Genomic DNA, 19,088 nt, shown 5'->3' with positions numbered 1-19,088 from the left:
GGAACCCAGATGACCCAGCCGTCATCGTCCGGGGTGATGTCTACCGCAGGTTTCTATCGGCGCTGGTTGGGACCTGTGCTGGCCAAAGACGAAGGCGTGGATGCTGAACAGCTCAGCCGTGCTGCCCTTCAGGCGTTGGGTCAGTGCAGTCTTCGCCGCCAGTGGCCGGGTTTTTCTGGTGTTCTTGATGGTGTGGCGACTGAACTGACACGCCGTGACCTGCGCTTGGAGCAGGTGTTATTTGGATGCCGTTTCAGCAATCCCGTGGGGCTGGCGGCTGGTTTTGATAAAAACGGTGTTGCTGCTGGGGTCTGGGATCGTTTTGGGTTTGGGTTTGCCGAAGTCGGCACCGTCACCTGGCATGGCCAGCCCGGTAATCCGAGGCCTCGGCTGTTTCGTTTGGCCCAGGAGCGCGCGGCATTGAACCGCATGGGTTTCAACAACAAAGGTGCAGAGGAGCTGCGTCGCACCCTCGAGCGACAGGCTCTCCCACCGCGCGGTCAGAGACCTGCCGTGCTCGGGATCAATTTCGGTAAATCGAAGGTTACGCCGCTGGAGCTGGCGGCTGATGACTATGCATCGTCGCTGGAAATGTTGGCGCCACTGGCCGACTATGCAGTGATTAATGTCAGTTCGCCTAATACCCCTGGTCTTCGCGACCTGCAGGATGCCACTCAGTTGCGACGACTGGTGGAACGTTTGCGCAGGCTGCCGGGTTGTCCGCCACTGTTGGTGAAGATCGCACCAGATCTCGAAGATGACGCCATCGATGGCATCGCCCGCCTGGCCTATGAGGAGGGGCTCGCCGGTGTGATTGCCGTAAACACGAGTCTCGATCGGCTTGGGTTGGGGCAGCGGGTGCTCAGTCAAACCGGCCGCAGCCTGGCTGAGGAGGCGGGTGGCCTCAGCGGTGATCCGTTGCGCCAGAGGGCTTTGGAGGTGCTGCGGCGGCTGCGTGCCACCGCAGGTCCGGCACTACCGCTGGTGGGGGTCGGCGGGATCAGCACGCCCGAGGCCGCCTGGGAGCGGATCGCTGCTGGAGCGTCTCTGGTTCAGCTGTACACCGGTTGGATCTTTGAAGGTCCGGACCTGGTGCCTCGCGTGCTGGAGGGGCTTATGGAGCAGCTGGATCGTCACGGCATTCGTCACATCAGTGAAGCGGTGGGTAGCGGCGCCCCCTGGCACTAGCCGATAGCCTTCCAGCAGGGTCGCAGCACCCAACGGCTTGGAGTTGCATCGTGGTGCTTGCAGAACTGCGTGATCGCTTTCCGGCTCTGGACAGCTGGGTGATTCAGGTGCAGGGTCTGCTGGATCCACGAGGGTGCTGCTGGCACCGGAGGATGAAGCGCTCAATCTGGCCTGCTGGTCGCAGGATGACTGGGCCTTGTCAGGGATTTTGCAGTTCTTTAAAGGCATGGAACAGCTCGAGCTGTTGGTGCAACCGAGTGATTTCGAGCTCACTTCCATAGAGGCCCCCTCCAATGCATCGAATCAGCCTGAGGTCATCGGGCCGATCCTCACACGATTGAAGTTGAGGATTACCTTCTTTGATCAGGATTCAAAGGACGGCAAAGGTTTCGGAAGTGATTCGGAGGCCTCTGAATTGGGAAAAAAGGGAGAGCCACCGCCTGCCTAAGTTTTCTTCTGGACCGGGTCATTGCTGCAGTTGCTGAGGGCTGGCCCTCGCTGAATCCTGTCGATACCATCCGCCCATGTTCATGGGGTTCTGGCCCGGGTATGCCGTTCACCCCTTCCCGACTTACAGCACTGTTACTCGTCGCTGGACTCACCACTGCGGAGGCGGGATTGCTCGATTTCGCCGTCAGATCAGTCTCTCGAGCGGCTCATGCTCAGGGCGATATATCTCTTCGTATCCGGCGCAGCCAGAACGGTGTGGAGGTGGTGGTTGATGGTGTGGGCGAGCAACCGGTGTTGCAGCAACGGCTCAATGGGCAGGTATGGGAAGGGCGGTTGCAGACCCAGGGAGTTCGAGGTCTGCATGATGGCCTTCAGCAATTGTCCGATTCCACCGCAGGTTTGCGGCGTGTTGCTATTAGCGGGTCTGGTAATGATTTCGTCCTTCGAGTAATCCCTGAAGAAGGTCAGATTCTCCAAGAGCCTTTAGTGAGTGCAGATGGACGAAGTCTGATCTTGAGGTTCTCTGGTCTGGTTTCAGCACCAAGTGTTCAGACGGGCGAGTTGGACCTCACGATGCCTGGAGCAGTTTCTCAGACCCGTTATGCGCCTCCTCTGCGCCCCAGGGCTGTGGCGCCACCGCTCGGTGATATGGCTGTGGGCACGATGGTGTTGCAGAACCGCAGTTACGTAAATGTGAGCGGCCCTGCGGTCACGCTTTCCCTCAAAAACGCTTCGGCAAAGGACGCGATTCTTTCCATTGCAAAACTAGGTGGCTATGGGTTTGTTTATCTGAATGATTCCAATAGTAATGGGGGTGAATCAGGCGATGATCCACGATTGGTGACGATGACGTTTAGTGAGGAAACTTATCAACGAGCCCTGAATTCTTTGTTAATGGCTTCAGGCCTTCAAGCTAAACTTGAAGGCCGTACCCTGATGGTTGGCTTATCAGTTTCAGATAAAACTTTTGGACCTCAGATGTCAAAGGTTTATCGCTTAAATCAGGCCAGTGCTGCTTCTGCAGCAGACTATTTGGCAAGCCTTGGCGCCAGAATAAGTAAGATTAACCTGATTAGTATTACTAGTGGCGAGCCCACGCAGTCAGGAGGAACCGCTATTAATAATAAATTGACTCAAGAACAATCATCTCTTACGCAAGTGGAATCCTATGGAGCTTCTTCTGGCCCGCTTCGAGGGCTTAACGGAACCACGGATTCTCGCCTTCAGACCATCACTCTTGTGGGTGACTCTCGACTGGTCAATGTTGCAGAAGGTTATCTGAAGCAAATTGATCTGCGTCAAAGGCAGGTCGCCGTGAAGGTGCAGATTCTGAATATTGATCTGCTCAACGATAAGACAATCGATTCGAGCTTTTCTGCGAAAATTGGTAATACTTTCCTTGTCAGTGAAAGTGGAAAAGCATTTATTAATTTTGGTCAGTATCGGCCTGGAAATAGTCAAGGAACTGGGACGTTGGGGAATGGAACCCCTTACGCCGAGCCAGGTAATTATAATGCTGGTGTCCCCGCATTTGCATCACAGCGAGTTGTGGATCCTGTCGTAGCAGGGAATGATGTTGTAGGCGCTGTTGTGGCAAAAAATAAAGTCTTTAGTCCGCCATTTGTGGAAGCTCAAGAACAGGTGGCAGGTATAGATGGTTCGCAGCAATTAATTCCAAAAGTTGACTCAGAAGGGCGACCCGTTTATGTGGCTTCCACTGATCCAGCTGCAGCCCCTGCTTTAGTTCCGTCCTACGATAGCAATGGTCAGCCTGTTTATATACCTACAACTGATCCAACTGTGGCCTCAAAATTGGTGCCACGTTATGACAGTAATGGTCAGCCTATTTACGTTCCCTCTACCGATCCGGCTGCCTCTCAAACATTAGTTCCTCGATATGACAAGAATGGGCAGGTTGTGTATGTACCTGGTAAAGATCCGAAGCAATTCTCTTATCCAAATAATTCATTCTTTGGTTATTTAGAAGCTGTTATCCAAAGCTCGAGTACAAAGACCTTGGCTCAGCCCACACTTTTGGTTCAGGAGGGTCAAGAGGCAAAAGTTGAAACTGGTACAAGTGTGATTACTTCGGTGTCGACGACTGATACCAGTAACGGTTCGACGCAGTTTGAATACACGCGTCAAAATGCAGGGCTTAATTTGAAGATTAAAGTCAATAAAATCGATGATAATGGATTCGTTTCATTGAATCTTGATCCTGAGATTTCTGTTCCAATTCCTGCTGGACAAAGCAACGGTGTCGATATTTATAATATTTCTGGTCGCTCTCTTTCTTCAGGTTCAATACGGTTGCGTGATCGGCAAACGCTTGTGCTGACGGGTGTTATTCAGGATCAAGATAAAGAGCAGGTGACAAAGTGGCCAATTCTTGGTGATTTGCCTTTTATTGGTCAGTTATTCCGTCGCAGCGGGTCGAGTCGAACAAAAAATGAACTTGTGATATTGGTGACACCTATGATCATTGATGATGAAGATGGCGGTTCTTACGGATATGGTTACAGGCCATCTACTCGAGAAACGCGTCAGTTAATGCGTGGAAGTTAATTTAAAAACTCAGGCCTAAGGCTGGCATAAACAATTTCATCGCTATTGGGATAAGTGCTTTTGATGTTGAAATTAGTCCGCTAAGTAAAGCTGATCCTGCACCATTACCAGTTTCATTCTTATTTTCTTTGTCTTGTAGGGCGATCGCTGCTGCCTCTAGCTGTTGGGCGGGTAAAATCATTCCTTGAGCTTCAAAAAGTTCGCTGGCATAGTTGAAATCTTTGATGGCTAGTTTCCGTTTCCCCAACTTTTCTCTGGTGATTGCCCTAGCAACCCAGCTCTCAGCAATGTCTGGCTTTTTTTTAATCGCTTTGCTGAACAAATCTTCCGCTTGTCTCCAGCTTTCTCCTTTTGCTGCGCTGACTCCTGCGTTGTGTAATGCCGCATGGCTTTGCACTTGGGAAGTAATGCCCTTAGCACCTCTCCAGTGAGCTTCCTCCAGGGCATTGATATCAAGTTGTGCACCTGTGAGATCACTTTCGCGAAAATCTGTTCCGTAAAGTTTCGCTCCCTTTAGATTGGCGCCACGCAGAGATGCTCCTTTAAGGCTGGTGAAGCTCAGATCCGCTCCACTTAGATTTGCTCCGTCCATGTTGGCCCGACTGAGGTTTGCTCTCTGCAGCTGAGCCTTGTTCAGGTCTGCATCACGAAGATCGGCATGAACAAGATCTGTGTCTGCAAGTTTGCAGCCGTTGCAACTGCGCTCCTGAAGTAAGCGAAAGAGTGCTTCGTTCGCTTGTAGAGGCGTGGCGATGAGATTGCCGCTGATCAGCAGCAGCAAGATGGCCAATTTGCTTTTAGTCATGTCCAAGCCCATGGTGTCTGATTTGTATCGATCTTCCGGGTTGCTGTCGATGCCTGTCTAACCAGATCAGGCGACATCTCATTCACTATGCAGAGCGTCTGTCATCAGAGTCTGCTCTAGTAGTTCTTCGGCCACTGAATGCATCAGCTCCTTGCGGGCCTGTGCCCGTTGCTAGGTGATGCGCAGTGGAATGGTGCGCATTCGTAGTCTCAAGCCCTTCCATGTCAGACCAGCTTTTCAATCTTGTTGTAGTTGAAAGACATCCACAACTACAACCCAGGTCAATGTCTCATCAGTTGCGCGATGAAGCTTGGCCGGAACATGTGGGGCTCCCCGCCATGGTTTCTCACTGCTGAGAATTCGTCATCGCGCTGTCGGCGAAACCGCACGACTGCTGATGGATGCTTCTCAAACTAGAGACGGTCATTCAGCAGGATGTCTTTGCTCATTGTGTTTGTTTGTCTGGATGTTGAGCAACTCAGAATCAATGATGCGACAGAATTGTGGCCAAGGTAAACCGCCTTCCAAAAGAAATCCTCGATGTCGGTTCACTGCGACGGTTGGTCCGATCACAACGGTTGGTGTGGCTGTGATGTTCTCTAAGCCAGGTTCTGATTTGTTGGTTCGAATCAGTTCGGGAATTTTGGGGTAACGGAGGCAGCGGTCAAGCTCTCGGTCATTTAGGCCTGCAGAGATGGCGATTGCTCGTGGGCCTTTGCATTTCAGGCAATTCTGGTAGTCATACAGGGCCTGATGAACCACCCAGAAGGTATTTTGTCGTTTCGCACAGCGAGCGACAATTGCGCTCATTTCCGCCTGCTTATGGAAGGGTAAGGGGAGGTCTTTATGAGCTAATCGTATCAAAACTTTGTCGATAAAGACTTTTTTAGATTAGGAAAATTGTGTTCTGGAAGATCCTGCAATAGGGGCATTGGTAATCACTGAATTCTACGATCGTGAGAGGAGCAGTCTCCGATCCAAGAATGGGCTCTTGTTTAAGTAGAAGATCAAATGCAATCTCTTTTGGTATTTTCAGTCGATTCCGGGGCGGCGGCTCTTGCTGCGGATGTTGTCGGACAGTCATTGTCATTCCTGCTCCCAGGGCTGATCCCGGTGCAATTAAGCCCAAATGTCGCAGCCATTGAGCTTTAAAGATTGCTTTGATCGGCACTGGGACTTTCAAGGCTTTTTCTCCTACTGTTCGCCATGGTCAGATGGCGCTTAAATAGTGGCGATTGCCAGTTAAATCTGTGAGAGAGGGGGCAGGTGCTTGGCTAGAGCTCGATCTGCTGCGTCAGCGTCGTAAGGATTATGGGCAGGTTCGGCAGCAAGTTGTTCCCACTGGCAGCCTTCTCCGACGTGGAGCTGTGCTGGGCGCGGTTTTGCCCTTGCTGCTGTTGCTGATTGCTACTTGGTTGCTAATTCGAGATCGTTTACTCGCGAGCAATATCAAGGAACTTCAACCCGTAGCAGAGCAGCATCGCTTGCTCACCAGTTCTCTCGAGGCTGTTCAGGCTCAAATCCAAGAGGTGTCGACACAAAACACCGATGTTGCTAAGGCGCTTGCTGACGTTCGCTCGAGTTCTGCGGTTCTGACGGAGCTGCGCCGCGTGATTCCCAGGCAGCTGAAACTGGATTCGGTAGTTGTGAATGGTGCCTCCCTGACTCTGCGTGGAGAGGCAGTGGCGGCGTCTGGTTTCAAGGCCCTGAATGCCTTTTTACTCAAGCTTCAGGAATCTTCCTTCTTAGATGCAGGTTCTGTGAGGTTGGTGCAGGGCCTTCTCGATCAGAACGATGAGAACACGTCAGTTACCTACGAGATCACAGCGCGTTTTGCCGATGATGCCGCGCAGGCCACTGAACCACGACTTGCCGGTTTGGGGGCTCAGGGTATGGCGTTGCGTTTAGATGCAATGCGTGAACTCGGGGTGATGCCTTGACCAACTTTCAGGCCAACCCTGATTCGAGCCGATTGCGCTGGCTGACTCCTGAACGAGCGGTGTTGGTGTTGCCTGTTGTTGCTGGCCTTGTGGCCTCTGTAGCACTTGCCTCGCTGGTGCTGACGCCGCTGTCCTTGAGCGTTAAAGAAAAGCGGCAGCAAGTCGACGATCTGAGTCTTCTTCGTGATGCACTGCCTCTTGTGCAATCTCAGTTCAATGCGTCCAACCTTCAGCTGAAGCAACGACGTGCTCAGCAGCGTGATCTGCTGAATCTTGTGGCAGGTGTGAGTGAGTTGGACACCTTTCTTGCTGAGCTCAATGATCTGGCTGATCAGATTGGCGTCCAAATCACGAGGGCGGAGCCAGGCGACATTGAGCTCTATCAACCTCCAGCTCTGCCAGTGAGTGATGGGGCAGCTGCTCCTCCTGCGGCCGGTGGAGAAGGAACGGCATCATCGGATCCATTGTTGCGTGAGGGGCTTGAGCGCCGTTCAGCACAGCTTGGAGTTTCAGGCTCATTCAAACAGCTTCTCGCTTTCATGCGTGCTTTAGAACAACTTCAGGTGTTTGTTGAGATCAGTGATCTTTCTCTCGTCCAGACTTCCAGTTCTAGCGAGGATGGTCAATTGCCTAAGTTTTCACTGGAACTCGCACTCACACTTGGCGCCTATGGCCGCCAGGCAGATATCGCGAAGAACGGAGTTAACATTCAATGATGTGATGGGGCCCTTGCCTTGGCTTACATCTACGCAGGATTGGGCATCGCCATGATGGCGGGCATCATGGCGATCTTTGAGTTTGGTCTCTCGATCACTGGTCAGGAAGGTCAATTACTGCCACCGGTCGACTCTTACTTTGAGGTGGAAGGCTTGCCCCAGAGAAATGCTGATCGTGAATTTCTGGTGCTTCTCAATTCCCCTGATGTTTTGCTGGCAATGGGTGAGCAATCGTCCCAGCGCTTGTGCAATTGTCTAAAATGCCGTGTGAAACAATTGGGCCAAGACAACTCCGATACTAATCTCTGTGAAAGATCTGTTTTGACGAGTCCTCATTGTGAGGCCAATGAAGATATCGCTCAGGGATATTTATTTTTGGACGGGTATAAAGATTTGCCTATTTTAGGGGCTGCATCTGAGAGCAGTTTTTTTGCTGCAGCGTGTGCTTTGACCAGTATTTCATCTGATCACAGAGTTCTTGTAAGGCCAAATTATATTGACACCGTAGCTCCGTATGAGATTTATTCTTGCAGCGGTTCACGCTGTTCGTTTGAGTAATGCTAATGGGTTGGAATAATGATTGATGCTTTGCTCGGTGCGTTAATTGCAGTGACCGCAACCACTGCTTTGCTCGCTGCAATTCAGCTGTCTGAATCAGCGTTTGAAAAAGCGGGTGGCTCCTATTTTATTGAAGGCAATCAGCAGTCTGTTATTGATGATTTTGAAATCTTGAATGATGCTGGGTACGACTCAAGCCTCGGCTCAGCGGACCGAGAAACTCTTGAAAATGATTTATCGCTGTTACCTTCCCAATTGCCGCAATGATGCGAATTAGGCCGAGCTCGAAGTCATCCAGTGGAATGTCATTGTTGGAAATGGTCATTGCGATGCTGATGTTGATACTTTTTACCAGCGTGGTTGTGTCTGTTCTTGAGCTAACAGCCCGATTCCTTGGCGAGGTGGAGTCAGGAAATGATGTTGGACAACCAGTTCAAGATCAATCAGCTAATGGTGCCTTAATTGAGCTACAGGAAATTCAGGTTGTGTTCGATCAGATTGTAGAAGTTTTGGCTCAACCTGGAATCAGTAAAGGCAGGCTTCTAGGCGCAAGTAATCAACGGCGTATTGCCTACCCTCTTGGTGAAAATCCTTCAGTCGCTTGCACATCGCCGTTAGATCGAAAGGGTCTTCTTGACCTCAACACAGCTTGGAATTTGTCAGGTCCATCATTGCGATTTTCGGATTTTCCGGCTGGATATAGTATTTGTCTATGGCAGACTAGCCTTGCTGAAGCTTCCATCAAGGAATTGGCAACAAATGCTTGGCCAGCTAACAAGAAAAAAGCAGGACTTTATGTCTTGCAAGCCTTGCCTCAAAAGCTCGATGCTGCCACGCTTCCAACACGACGGTTGTTTTGTCGGCCCCGGCCCTACTGTGCTGGTTGAGCAATGACCTCCTCTAGTTCACTTGTTGGTACGTCTTTTTTTGGAATCGACCTTCGCAAGCTTTCTGAGCGTTTGCAAGGAATGCGCCGACAGGTGTCAAAACGAGTGTTGTTGTTGGAGTTTGATTCAGTTTCCTTGCGTCTGGCAGAAGCACGCTTTTCAGGCGGTGGTCTCCAGGTTGACCATCTAACCAAGTTTGATCTTCCTGAGGATGCACTGGAAAGGGGCGTTCCCAGTGATCCTGCGAAGATGGGTGGATTGATTAAGCAGCTATGCCGTGAAAAACAGATTTCTGTGCATCGTTGTGCGGTGGTCTTGCCAACTGAGACTGCATTTCAGCGCTTGATTCACTTGCCTCTTGGATTAGCTGTGGATGAAGCTCGTGATTATTTACTTGATCCTGGTAATCGTCTTCAGATTCCGATCGCTTTAAGTCAGGCTGATTTTGATCTGCAATCAACATCACTTCCTGTTCTTCATTCCGATGATCAGGAATTGCAAACATATTTGTTGACGGCAATTCCCAGTAATCTCGTTGATCGATTAGTCGAAACACTGCAGTTTGCTGAGCTTGAACTACAGTCTTTGGAAGTTGGAGCTAACAGTCAATTGAGGCTGATAGCAATGGATCTCTTTTCTCTGCAGCAGCAGGATGTGAGATTGGTTTTGGAGCTCAAAACACAATGCACTCATTTCTCTTTAGTTACTGCATCTGGCCCAATATGTTTTGAGCGACTTGCAGCGATTCGTGAGTTTCCTGATCCATTTCTGACTGATGAGCAGACTCTATCTGCTCTTGAGGAAGGTGTTCTGGCTGAGCAGATCAGCATCAATCAGGAAAATTATATTGCCATCGGCGAACTGGATCTCCGTTTACTACTTTCTGAGATCAGGGATGCTTTGAACCGCTTTTCTTCTGATTGGTCTGGTTTCCGTCTTGTGGATATTGTGCTAATGGGTCGCAATAGTGCTCACCCCTTTTTACCTGCCTTATTAAAGGAAGAGTTTGATTGTTCTGTTCATGCTGTGGAACCGATGCTTGTTCCAGGCATCGAAGGATTACAGTTCGACTCTATTCTGGTTCAGAAGAGTCTTAATCGTTTGTTAGGTTTAGGTCTGGGTCTACTTTCTTCAGATTATTTGCTCTCCAGCGATCTGCCAGGACAATCTAATCAGGATTTATCTACTCGATCGGTTCCTCTTATTGATGTTGTTTCAATCTCTGATACTGAGTCTGTAGAGCATGAAGTCATCGCTAACAGCAATACGGTAGATGAACAATCAGGATTGGGCTCTCTGAGTGCTCAGTTGATGCCTGATCAACAGAACTCAGCGGATCAGTTGTCCGATGAAAGTGGCCGTATTGATGCGCATAGTAAAGTGCAGCTATCCGGCCTCTTGAATGAGGCTGAATCGCCTTCCTTAGGAGCAACTGTATCCACCCTTCCGCAGGAGCATACTTTGGCAAGTCATGCTCATGATTCTGCCTCTGAAGTCTTGGAGGATTTCACAAGGGTCGATTCGGAGGAGGATCCGACAACCAGCTGGCCCTCGATCAATAGCACCACCGGCTTGAGTCAAGATGATCGTGATGGGGCCCAAGATCTCTCGGAACAGACACCATTGCCTAGCGAATCCGATACCAAGATCCGCTTGAATACATCCAGCGATCGCATTGATCTTGATGATGTCGAGTCGGCATCTCTGGATTTGATCGATACTCCCAGTGCTGTGCAACCCGAAGATCGCCAATTCTCTGATAATGCCGTTGATTCTCAATGGCCTTCGATTGCAGTGGCCGGAAGTAGTCAGAACCATATAGACGATGATTCGTTGCTTGCTATTTCTGCAGATTCATCGATTACTGAAGCTAAGGAAGCGGAGCAAGTTAAAGAATCAATTGAAAGTACAGACGACTCATTGCTTGGCGATCTGAAATTTAGCAGCGATGATTAATTCTTTAATTTATTTGCCAAAATTCTGAATCAAGCCAAACATTGGAAGATAGAGTGATATCACAATTGTTCCGACAATTGCTGCAACAACAAAGACAACTGCGGGCTCCATGGCTTTTGTTAGTGAGCTGACTGTTGATTCCACTTCCCGTTTGTAAAAAATGGCTAGTTTGTCCAGCATGAAACTCAGCTGGCCTGTTTCTTCTCCAATTTTGATCATAGAAATCACAAGTTTTGGAAAGACTTGGCTCTGGTCAAGAGAGTAATTCAGTTCCTGGCCTTGAATGACTAAATTAATACCTCGTCGAATTGTGGTTCTGATTCGTTCGTTGGAACTGGCTGAGACACATCTTTCCAATCCGTCTACTACCGGAATGCCTGAATTCACTAGTGTTGCAAGCGTATCGCACATCGCTGCCATTTCTGAGCGCAGGATCAGATCACCGAATAGGGGCACTTTGAAAATCAACGTGTCTAAACGTAATCGCCCCACTTTGCTCGAATAGATACTCCTAAATCCGTAAAGCAGTGCGATGATGAAGAGTGGTCCCCCGATCGCAAATTGCATCGATGTCACAAACCGGGACAGGGTGAGCATGAATGAGGTTAGTGCTGGTAAATCCGCACCCAAGCCCTCAAACATGCTTTCAAATCTTGGAACAATAAAAATTAGTAGAGCTAGGCTTACAGATATCGCTAGAAGAAAGACCAAGCCAGGATATACTAATGCTCCAATGATTTGGCCGCGTATTTTGGCTTGTTCTTCCATCAGTAGTGCAATTCTTTCAAGAACTTCATCCAGAATCCCACCTGCTTCGCCGGCCTCGATCAATCCAACTGTGATCGGTGCAAAGACTTTTGGATATTGTCGAAGGGATAAGGATAGTTCTTCACCAGCACTGAGTCTTGCTGCAATACGCATAACGCAATTGGCAAGCTTTTTGTTGGTCATATTCTCAGCAATCAGGATCAGCCCTTGTGCGAGTGACACACCACTTTGAAGAATGACGGCTAATTGTCTGAAGAAGACCAGTAGATCTTTTTGAGGAACCTTGAGATTTTTTGGTGCTGGTTGTCCGCCAAGTAGTTCTGACAGAAACCCTCCAGCTTCATTCTGACGTGCTTGTCTTGGTGTTGATTGCTCAGTATTTGTTGCTGTTGGCGTATTTCCGTATGAAGCCATCGATCAGTTCTCTGATGTCAATAGTGCCTTAGGGTTCGACGCCTTACTGAGTGCTTCTTGTTGTGTGATGGTTTCACTGTCGACTAGTTTTTGTAAGCATTGCTCCAAAGTGTTCATGCCTTCTCGGCTTCCTGTTTGGAGCTGAGAGTAAATCTGACTGACCTTGCGCTCTCGAATGAGATTGGCGATGGCAGGGGTGTTGATCAGCAATTCATAAGCTAGCGAACGCTTCCCTGATGTATTTTTACAGAGAGTCTGAGACATGATTCCAAGCAGTGAAGTCGATACCTGAAGTCTTGCTTGTTCTTGTTGTTCTCCAGGAAAGACATCGACAATTCGTTCGACAGTCTTGGCCGCTGATGCGGTGTGAAGCGTGCCAAGCACCAGATGACCTGTCTCAGCAGCCGTAATAGCAAGTTGGATGGTCTCCAGATCTCTCATTTCGCCGATGTAGATGACATCGGGGTCTTCTCGCAACGCCGCACGTAAAGCTGAGGCAAATGATTGTGTATCTCTTTTGACCTCACGTTGATGAATGATTGAATGCTTGGAATGAGTGAATTCAAATTCAATTGGGTCTTCAATTGTTAGAATATGACGTTTTTGTGTTTCAAGAATGCAGTTGATAAATGCCGCTAATGTCGTCGATTTTCCAGATCCCGTTGGACCGGTACAGAGCACTAAGCCTCTGTTTTTACCTGTTAAATTGATCAGTGGTTGAGGAAGGCCAAGAACTTCCCATTTCGGTAGATTGTCGGGAAGGATTCGTAGTGTCAGACAACGTTTGTTATTGGCAACGTAAGCATTGATGCGAATTCTTGAGAGTCCTTCAAGGCCGATTGAGGTGTCAAGGTCACCTGACTGTTTGTAGGCGTTTAGTTTTTCGTCTCCGAGTAGCTCGAGCAGAAGCTCATCCATTGCCTCTTTGCTCAGCACATTGTCGAGGATGCGAATATCTGAATTAACTCGGATTGCAATGGGGGATCCTTCTTCCAGGTGAATATCAGAGGAGTCTGCCTTGATGGCAAACTGAACAATTTTGCGAGCGAGTTGCATGGTGTGCCCTTCAGTCTCGATCAAAACTCAGTATTACAGATCTTTTTCAATTCGGAAATGGTGGTCAGTTGCTTTTTAATCAGGTCAACGCCGTAGTTCTTCAGTGTCATCATGCCATTCTCGGTGGCAATGCCCTCGATTTCGTGAGTTGATTTCTGCTGTTTAATGGCTTCTCGAATGTCTCGATTGATTTTCATCAGCTCGTAGGTTCCAATGCGTCCTTGATAGCCGCTCCCACTACATCGTGTGCAGAGAGTTCCCTCTTTTTTACGTTCTTCTTTGTCTTCGGCTTTCAGCGTTGTTGCTACGCGTATGGGCGTGCCTATAGGTATGCCTGTGAAGTCAGACTCCCTTTCATTGACGGGTCGTTCTGTGCTGCATTCAGGGCATACTTTTCGCAACAAGCGTTGTGCGAGTACACCGCGTAGTGAGGCGTTGAGCTTGTAACTGGGAACCTCCATATCCATCAGGCGTGTCAGAGAACTTGACGCGCTATTGGCGTGGAGAGTTGTAAAAACAAGGTGTCCCGTTTCTGCAGCATCCATAGATGATTCTGCTGTTTCTGGATCTCGGGTTTCGCCAATCAGGATTACATCGGGATCCTGACGTAGGAACGTGCGCAACAGGTTGGCAAATGTTTGGCCTTTTGCCCTAATTACCGGGAACTGTTGAATATTACCGCTCAGGTCATATTCAATTGGATCCTCCGCGGTCATGATGTTGAGTTCTCCGCTGTCTTTCTCTCTTAGCGCAGACGCAAGAGTAGTGGATTTTCCCGAGCCTGTTGGCCCCGAGACAATGATGATTCCGTTGGGTTCGTTGATGATGGAGCGGAATTGTTCACGTACTTGTTCGTTGGAAATTAGAATATCAAGGCTCAACATATCGCTGTTGCTGTTGAGGATTCTCATCACCATCTTTTCTCCATACTTGCCTGGCGCTGTGGCACAGCGGAATTCCATGACTTGGCCTTCAAAACGACGTTTGATTTTTCCGTCCTGAGATTGACGTCGTTCGGCAATGTCCATCTTTGCCATGTTTTTGAAGCATGCTGTGAGCTTCCTGCCCGCAGATCTAGGGATCTTCACGTAGGGCTGCATCACACCGTCGCGTCTGACACGAATGTTGTAATCGTCCTGCCGTGGTTCAACGTGTATATCTGAGACTCCCGAACGGCATGAATGGATGAGGATTTTGGCTGCTGCTCGTTGAATTTTGCTCCCGAGCATTTCCACTGACAGATCTTCTGCTTGCTCTTCAATGATTTCTTCTTCGCTGTCATCAAAGTCAAAGTCAAAGTTATTACGATTTTCTTCATCGGCTTCTTTGAGTGCGTCTAGAATCTCGTCATCACTGAAATCAGTGACCCCAATGCTTTCACCGCTGATTAAGCGTTCTTTGGCTGCTTCGTCGAGAATTGCCTGGATTTCATCTGCTGGTTTTTCAACAAACTGACATTCGAAACCATTTTCTGAAACACGGTTTTTGATGAATTCGCCTATTGTTACTAAATAGCTGAAGTTGCCAATGGCAACCGTCAGCCTGGTTCGATTTGGCGGCAGGCTTGGAAGCGTTTCTAGCGGTACAACCAAGTTTTCCCGGCACCATTGCAGAGAGAAGATCTGATCAACTAGTTTTCTTCTTTGTCCCGCTAACATATTTTTTTCTTATTCATACGCATTCGCACCAATAGCCCTCATAATTATTTTGTGCGCAGTATGTAGGACTTCTTTGTGCACACTGTCCGCAGCTTGTTGTTTTATAGTTTTCTTCACTGGTTAATATTTTTTGATTGCACATCCATACTGTTTCTCCGCACCGTCCAGGCCCTGCCACTCCATCGCGTTTGCCTTCAAAGTTATTTTGTCTTGCTTTCTCTCTGTCTGCCAAGCATTTTGCTTCTGCATTGTTTGCAACGCAGTTGTCCCACTTATCCTGTGAGAGTTGATCCTTGCTATTGCAGAAATAGTAGTTTTTACTCCCGCAGTAAGGCAGCGTGGTGATGAGCACTTTGTTGATATTTTTATTGATCTCGTCAGTGCACATTAGGCCACGCCATTCGGTCAGGTCTGCGGTTTGTGTTCCTTTGTGGAACCAGAATTCTTGTGGTCCGCATTCTGTGAACGTGACTGGTTCTTCCTGCGGATTCGTGAATGGTGGTGTTTGGTCCCTGAGTTTTTGAACATTCTCGCGGCAAATTCTTCCGTATTTCGCTTCTAGTGCTTTGTCGTAATCTTCTTTAGTGGTGCCTACGACGGTGCCGTCAAGTGCAAAGACTCTGCTGTTGCAGCCATTCGGCGTGCAGGTTGGGCTTTTGACGATTGGTGGTCTTGAGGCGCAGTCTTTTGTAGCGGCTGAGTTCCAGCGATTCACCGCTCCATTACCGTCTGATTTCAGCCAATCGCTGTAGTTCGTATCGCATGTCAGCTTTGCGGCTTGAATTTCTTTGTTGTAAGCGACGAGGGCCTTGAGCTGCTCATCTTGCTTACAATTTTCGCCAGCCCAGTTTTCGCAAGAGTTGATGCTGGCCTGATCGCTTGAAGTCGGGCTTCCTATTTTTGTGAGCTTCCCATCAACGATGGCGAATCCAATTGGGTAGCGGATTTCATCATTGCTGTTTGTCGGTGTTAATTCAAAGTAAGAGCATTTGTTGGCGTCTGGATTTATTATGTAGTTAAGTGATTTGAGTCTTTTATCGGAAATGATATCTGGATTAATTGTGTCTTTTGCTGTTTGATCGTTTAGTCGTATCTTCTGGAGGCAATCAGATGCAGTGGAATTCAGTAATGCTTTTGCTTCGTCGACATTGTTGAAGTCTAAAAGTCTTCCGACATTGTTAATTGTTAGGCTTGACAGAATGCCAAGCCCTGCTAACACAACAATGAGCTCAATGAGGGTGAAACCTTTATTATTGAACTCAAAATTGTTTTTCATTGCCTAAATATTGCCTATTGCTTATTGCCAATTGTTATTAGCATCGCACCCAATGTCGTAAGTGTTTGCATTTCCTGCTCCAAGCGTTCCGCGAGCGCAAGTCCTAATTCCATCTATTGAAACTTTGAAAACTGGAAATTTATTTCCATCAGTTGGAGCAGCAAATATTTCCCTAATCGCACCAGCTGCTGTGAAACATGCAAGGCTAGCTGCTGCTTGGCCGCCAGTTCCGATTGCTGCTCCAGCTCCAAGGCCAACCGAAGCATCGTTAGCTCCTATTGTGAAGTCGTTGATCGAAGGCAATTGAAATGTAGAGGCCACTACATTTTGACCACGAGCTTTAAATACTTGGCACTCCTTGAATGCAGTAATGGCACCTTGTTGCGCGGCTCTGGCAGCAGCGTCATCGCTCACTCCTAGAAAGTTGGGCAGTGCGATCGCGGTTAGTACCGCCAGCACGGCGATGACAACTACTAGCTCGATCAAGGAGAAGCCCTTCTCGCCGGGTCTGCGGTTCAGTGCGCGTTGAGTGCGGGGATTGAGCAGGTAGGCCTGGAGGAGGCTCATGATGGATTTGGTGTTTTCATCATCATTCTGAGCTCATGCCCCGATGTCAAGCAGTCAACCTGGCTTTTCTCCTGATGCTGCTTGACTAATGCAATCAGTGCATGGTGGCGAGGTTTGTCGAATCGCTGAGCGGTTAGGCGTTCCTCCATCTCAACTTTTAGATGTCAGTGCGTCGCTGGTGCCGTTCAAGCCACCACTTTTGTGGCGCAGTCTTCAACGGTGTGCGCGTGATTATCCTGATCGATCTCACTGCAGCCTTCGACAGGCTCTTGGCGCGATCCATCAGGTGGGTGCACAGTTTGTTTTGCCGGGTAACGGCGCAGCGGAGCTTTTTACGTGGGCTGCTCGTGATGCTTCCACTCTCGGCTTCAGCGTTGCTGCAATGCCTTGTTTTGCCGACTACCAGCGAGCGCTGGCCTGTTGGCTGTCTTCGCTGAATCTTTTCCCTTTGAGTCTCGATTGGGATGGTGTGTTTCCACAGCCTTTTCCAGTCCCACCAAACAGTTCTGTCCTCTGGATCTGTAACCCCCATAACCCCACAGGGCAGCTTTGGAGTCGCGAGTCGCTTGAACCTTTCCTGGACCGATTTGAGCTGGTGATCTGTGATGAGGCTTTCCTTTCGCTCGTGCCTGGTGGAGAGGTGCAGTCGTTAATTCCGCTCGTGGAGGCACACCCCAATTTGGTTGTCGTGCGCAGTCTTACCAAGCTTTATGCGATCGCAGGTCTTCGTCTGGGGTATGCAATCGCCCATCCCGACCGGCTGGCTCGCTGGTCTGCTTGGCGGGATCCCTGGCCTGTGAATGGTCTGGCGTTGGCGGCTGCTGATCAGCTTCTCAGCAGCCCAGAGCGTTACCAGCGCTGGTGCAGCCGTGTGCACCGTTGGGTTGATCGCGAAGGCACCTGGTTGCGGCAGCGCTTGTTGGCGCTGCCAGGGATCACGCCGATGCCATCGGCGGTCAATTTCTGTTTGATCAAAGGAGATCAGAGCCTGGTGGATCTGCGCGAGCGGCTGGAGCGTGCTCACGGCGTGCTTTTGCGTGACTGCCGTTCGTTTGAGGGTCTTGGCGAGAAATGGCTCCGCATTGGTTTGCAGGATCGCCGCGGCAACCGGCGCATTCTCAGAGCGCTGAAGCAGGAACTGCGCTGACACCTGGATCAAGGCATCAAGTCCTGCAGCAGCTTGGCGAGTTTGTGGTCGGCGTTGCGGGCTGCCAGCTGTTGCATGGCCTGCTTCATCGCCGGCAGTGGGTTTCTATCGGCTTCTTTGCCGCCAAGCCTGGGGCCGAGCAGACGCCAGAGCGTGTCCCGCAGGGTGGGATGGTTTGGTTCGTGCTGGTGCACGATCACAGCGGCACCCAGTGCTGCGGCACAGGCGGCATTGGCATCCTGATGCTGATCCGCGGCCTGCGGGAACGGCACGAGCACCGCAGGTGTGGCACTCACCGCCAGTTCGCTGAGGCTGCCTGCCCCCGCTCTGCTGATCGCCAGATCCGCGTGTTGCAGAAATCCGGGAATGTCGTCGCTGAAGGGCCGCTCCACAAGGGCGGCGTGCTCGATGCTGTTCACATCAGGGTCGTTGCTGCCGGTCAGGTGCACCACCCGGCAGCCTTTACTAAGCAGCTCCGGCAGCAGCACCCGCACCATGCGGTTGAGGCCAAGAGCTCCCTGGCTGCCGCCCATCACCACAAGCAAGGGTCCCTCACCTTTCGGGACCCAGTTCGGCAGCGGCTGAGGTTTCAGAAACGCATCCCTCACCGGTGTGCCGGTGACCACCGCTGTGCAACCCGGAATGCGGCTGACCGCTGCATCCAGGCCCACGGCCACGCGGGTGCAGAAGCGGCCCAGCAGCCGGGTGACCCGACCGGGGATGGCATTGGATTCGTGCAGCACAACAGGAACTCCGCACCAGCGAGCTCCGAGAATGGCCGGTGCGGCGATGTATCCCCCGGTGGTGAACACCGCATCGACCCTCTCCCGGCGGATCAGCCGGCGCACATCACGGCTGGCGGCCAGCAGACGCAGCAGCTGGATGAGCTTGCGCAGCCCTCGGCCCTGAAGGCCACCTGCTTTCACGGTCACCAGACCGTATTGCTCAGGAACCAGCTCGGTTTCCAGGCGGTCCGGAACGCCCAGCCAGCGCACGCTCCAGCCGACCGGCAGCGCCTCCGCCACCGACAGCGCTGGGAACAGATGGCCACCGGTGCCACTAGCGGCGATGAGAAGCCGGGGCATGGGAGCGGACTACGAAAACGCGGCCTAACTTAGATCGACTGCTGAGGCTGAT

General features: G+C 50.2%; 19 protein-coding genes. 10 read left to right on the top strand and 9 right to left on the bottom strand.

Going from position 1 to position 19,088, the window contains the following annotated elements; all coding sequences use genetic code 11:
* Window positions 1–9: 9 nt before the first annotated feature.
* The 3 genes from DXY37_RS05565 to DXY37_RS05555 all read left to right on the top strand — a co-directional run bounded on the left by DXY37_RS05565 (window position 10) and on the right by DXY37_RS05555 (window position 4,203).
* Window positions 10–1,188 (top strand): quinone-dependent dihydroorotate dehydrogenase, encoded by a 1,179-nt coding sequence (locus DXY37_RS05565; RefSeq protein ID WP_115125988.1) that lies wholly within the window; start codon window positions 10–12, stop codon window positions 1,186–1,188.
* Between the two features lie 133 nt (window positions 1,189–1,321).
* The gene (locus DXY37_RS05560) at window positions 1,322–1,636 is read left to right on the top strand and encodes a hypothetical protein (RefSeq protein ID WP_115125735.1); all 315 of its coding nucleotides are present in this window, start codon (window positions 1,322–1,324) and stop codon (window positions 1,634–1,636) included.
* A gap of 170 nt (window positions 1,637–1,806) precedes the next feature.
* On the top strand, window positions 1,807–4,203 hold the full coding sequence (locus DXY37_RS05555; RefSeq protein ID WP_371637901.1) for a type II secretion system protein GspD: 2,397 nt from the start codon (window positions 1,807–1,809) through the stop codon (window positions 4,201–4,203).
* Window position 4,204: 1 nt separating this feature from the next.
* On the opposite strand, the gene DXY37_RS05550 is transcribed toward DXY37_RS05555, so the two are convergent.
* The 3 genes from DXY37_RS05550 to DXY37_RS13735 all read right to left on the bottom strand — a co-directional run bounded on the left by DXY37_RS05550 (window position 4,205) and on the right by DXY37_RS13735 (window position 6,092).
* Entirely contained in the window at window positions 4,205–5,008 is an 804-nt protein-coding gene (locus tag DXY37_RS05550) for a pentapeptide repeat-containing protein (RefSeq protein ID WP_115125987.1), read from the bottom strand.
* Between the two features lie 423 nt (window positions 5,009–5,431).
* The gene (locus tag DXY37_RS13740; RefSeq protein ID WP_170951797.1) at window positions 5,432–5,872 is read right to left on the bottom strand and encodes a thioredoxin domain-containing protein; all 441 of its coding nucleotides are present in this window, start codon (window positions 5,870–5,872) and stop codon (window positions 5,432–5,434) included.
* A 22-nt stretch (window positions 5,873–5,894) separates the two neighbouring features.
* Complete coding sequence (locus DXY37_RS13735) at window positions 5,895–6,092, bottom strand: thioredoxin domain-containing protein (RefSeq protein WP_371637965.1); 198 nt, start codon at window positions 6,090–6,092, stop codon at window positions 5,895–5,897.
* Window positions 6,093–6,258: 166 nt separating this feature from the next.
* Here DXY37_RS13735 and DXY37_RS05535 point away from each other — a divergent pair, with 166 nt between their 5' ends.
* The 6 genes from DXY37_RS05535 to pilM are packed head-to-tail and all read left to right on the top strand — an operon-like array spanning window position 6,259 to window position 11,065.
* Window positions 6,259–6,948, top strand: a complete 690-nt coding sequence (locus tag DXY37_RS05535; protein WP_170951796.1) for a PilN domain-containing protein — start codon at window positions 6,259–6,261, stop codon at window positions 6,946–6,948.
* Entirely contained in the window at window positions 6,945–7,664 is a 720-nt protein-coding gene (locus tag DXY37_RS05530) for a hypothetical protein (protein ID WP_115125730.1), read from the top strand. The genes DXY37_RS05535 and DXY37_RS05530 overlap by 4 nt, the downstream gene beginning before the upstream one ends.
* Before the next feature lie 18 nt (window positions 7,665–7,682).
* Complete coding sequence (locus tag DXY37_RS05525; protein WP_115125729.1) at window positions 7,683–8,222, top strand: hypothetical protein; 540 nt, start codon at window positions 7,683–7,685, stop codon at window positions 8,220–8,222.
* An 18-nt stretch (window positions 8,223–8,240) separates the two neighbouring features.
* The gene (locus tag DXY37_RS05520) at window positions 8,241–8,489 is read left to right on the top strand and encodes a hypothetical protein (protein WP_115125728.1); all 249 of its coding nucleotides are present in this window, start codon (window positions 8,241–8,243) and stop codon (window positions 8,487–8,489) included.
* 35 nt (window positions 8,490–8,524) lie between these two features.
* The gene (locus DXY37_RS05515) at window positions 8,525–9,109 is read left to right on the top strand and encodes a hypothetical protein (protein WP_115125727.1); all 585 of its coding nucleotides are present in this window, start codon (window positions 8,525–8,527) and stop codon (window positions 9,107–9,109) included.
* A 3-nt stretch (window positions 9,110–9,112) separates the two neighbouring features.
* Window positions 9,113–11,065, top strand: a complete 1,953-nt coding sequence (pilM, locus tag DXY37_RS05510; RefSeq protein ID WP_115125726.1) for a pilus assembly protein PilM — start codon at window positions 9,113–9,115, stop codon at window positions 11,063–11,065.
* Window positions 11,066–11,074: 9 nt separating this feature from the next.
* On the opposite strand, the gene DXY37_RS05505 is transcribed toward pilM, so the two are convergent.
* From DXY37_RS05505 to DXY37_RS05485, 5 genes are read right to left on the bottom strand one after another with little or no spacing between them, the layout of a single operon-like run.
* Entirely contained in the window at window positions 11,075–12,247 is a 1,173-nt protein-coding gene (locus DXY37_RS05505; RefSeq protein WP_115125725.1) for a type II secretion system F family protein, read from the bottom strand.
* Window positions 12,248–12,250: 3 nt separating this feature from the next.
* Window positions 12,251–13,303, bottom strand: coding sequence for a type IV pilus twitching motility protein PilT (locus tag DXY37_RS05500; protein WP_115125986.1), 1,053 nt, complete (start codon window positions 13,301–13,303; stop codon window positions 12,251–12,253).
* Between the two features lie 20 nt (window positions 13,304–13,323).
* Complete coding sequence (locus DXY37_RS05495) at window positions 13,324–14,961, bottom strand: GspE/PulE family protein (protein WP_115125724.1); 1,638 nt, start codon at window positions 14,959–14,961, stop codon at window positions 13,324–13,326.
* 13 nt (window positions 14,962–14,974) lie between these two features.
* Window positions 14,975–16,237 carry a type II secretion system protein gene (locus tag DXY37_RS05490; RefSeq protein WP_115125723.1) on the bottom strand — a complete coding sequence of 421 codons (1,263 nt, stop codon included), beginning with the start codon at window positions 16,235–16,237 and terminating at the stop codon, window positions 14,975–14,977.
* Between the two features lie 21 nt (window positions 16,238–16,258).
* Window positions 16,259–16,804, bottom strand: coding sequence for a prepilin-type N-terminal cleavage/methylation domain-containing protein (locus tag DXY37_RS05485; RefSeq protein ID WP_115125722.1), 546 nt, complete (start codon window positions 16,802–16,804; stop codon window positions 16,259–16,261).
* A gap of 286 nt (window positions 16,805–17,090) precedes the next feature.
* Between DXY37_RS05485 and DXY37_RS05480 the strand changes: the two genes are divergently transcribed.
* Complete coding sequence (locus DXY37_RS05480) at window positions 17,091–17,951, top strand: histidinol-phosphate transaminase (RefSeq protein WP_371637897.1); 861 nt, start codon at window positions 17,091–17,093, stop codon at window positions 17,949–17,951.
* 8 nt (window positions 17,952–17,959) lie between these two features.
* Here DXY37_RS05480 and DXY37_RS05475 read toward each other — a convergent pair whose 3' ends face one another.
* Window positions 17,960–19,036, bottom strand: coding sequence for a glycosyltransferase (locus DXY37_RS05475; RefSeq protein WP_115125720.1), 1,077 nt, complete (start codon window positions 19,034–19,036; stop codon window positions 17,960–17,962).
* Window positions 19,037–19,088 lie beyond the last annotated feature (52 nt).

It is taken from the genome of Synechococcus sp. GEYO, assembly GCF_900473955.1.
Taxonomy (GTDB): Bacteria; Cyanobacteriota; Cyanobacteriia; order PCC-6307; family Cyanobiaceae; genus Synechococcus_C.
The sequence above is the reverse complement of the archived record's forward strand: the minus strand, read 5'-3'. Positions and strand labels throughout refer to the sequence as shown.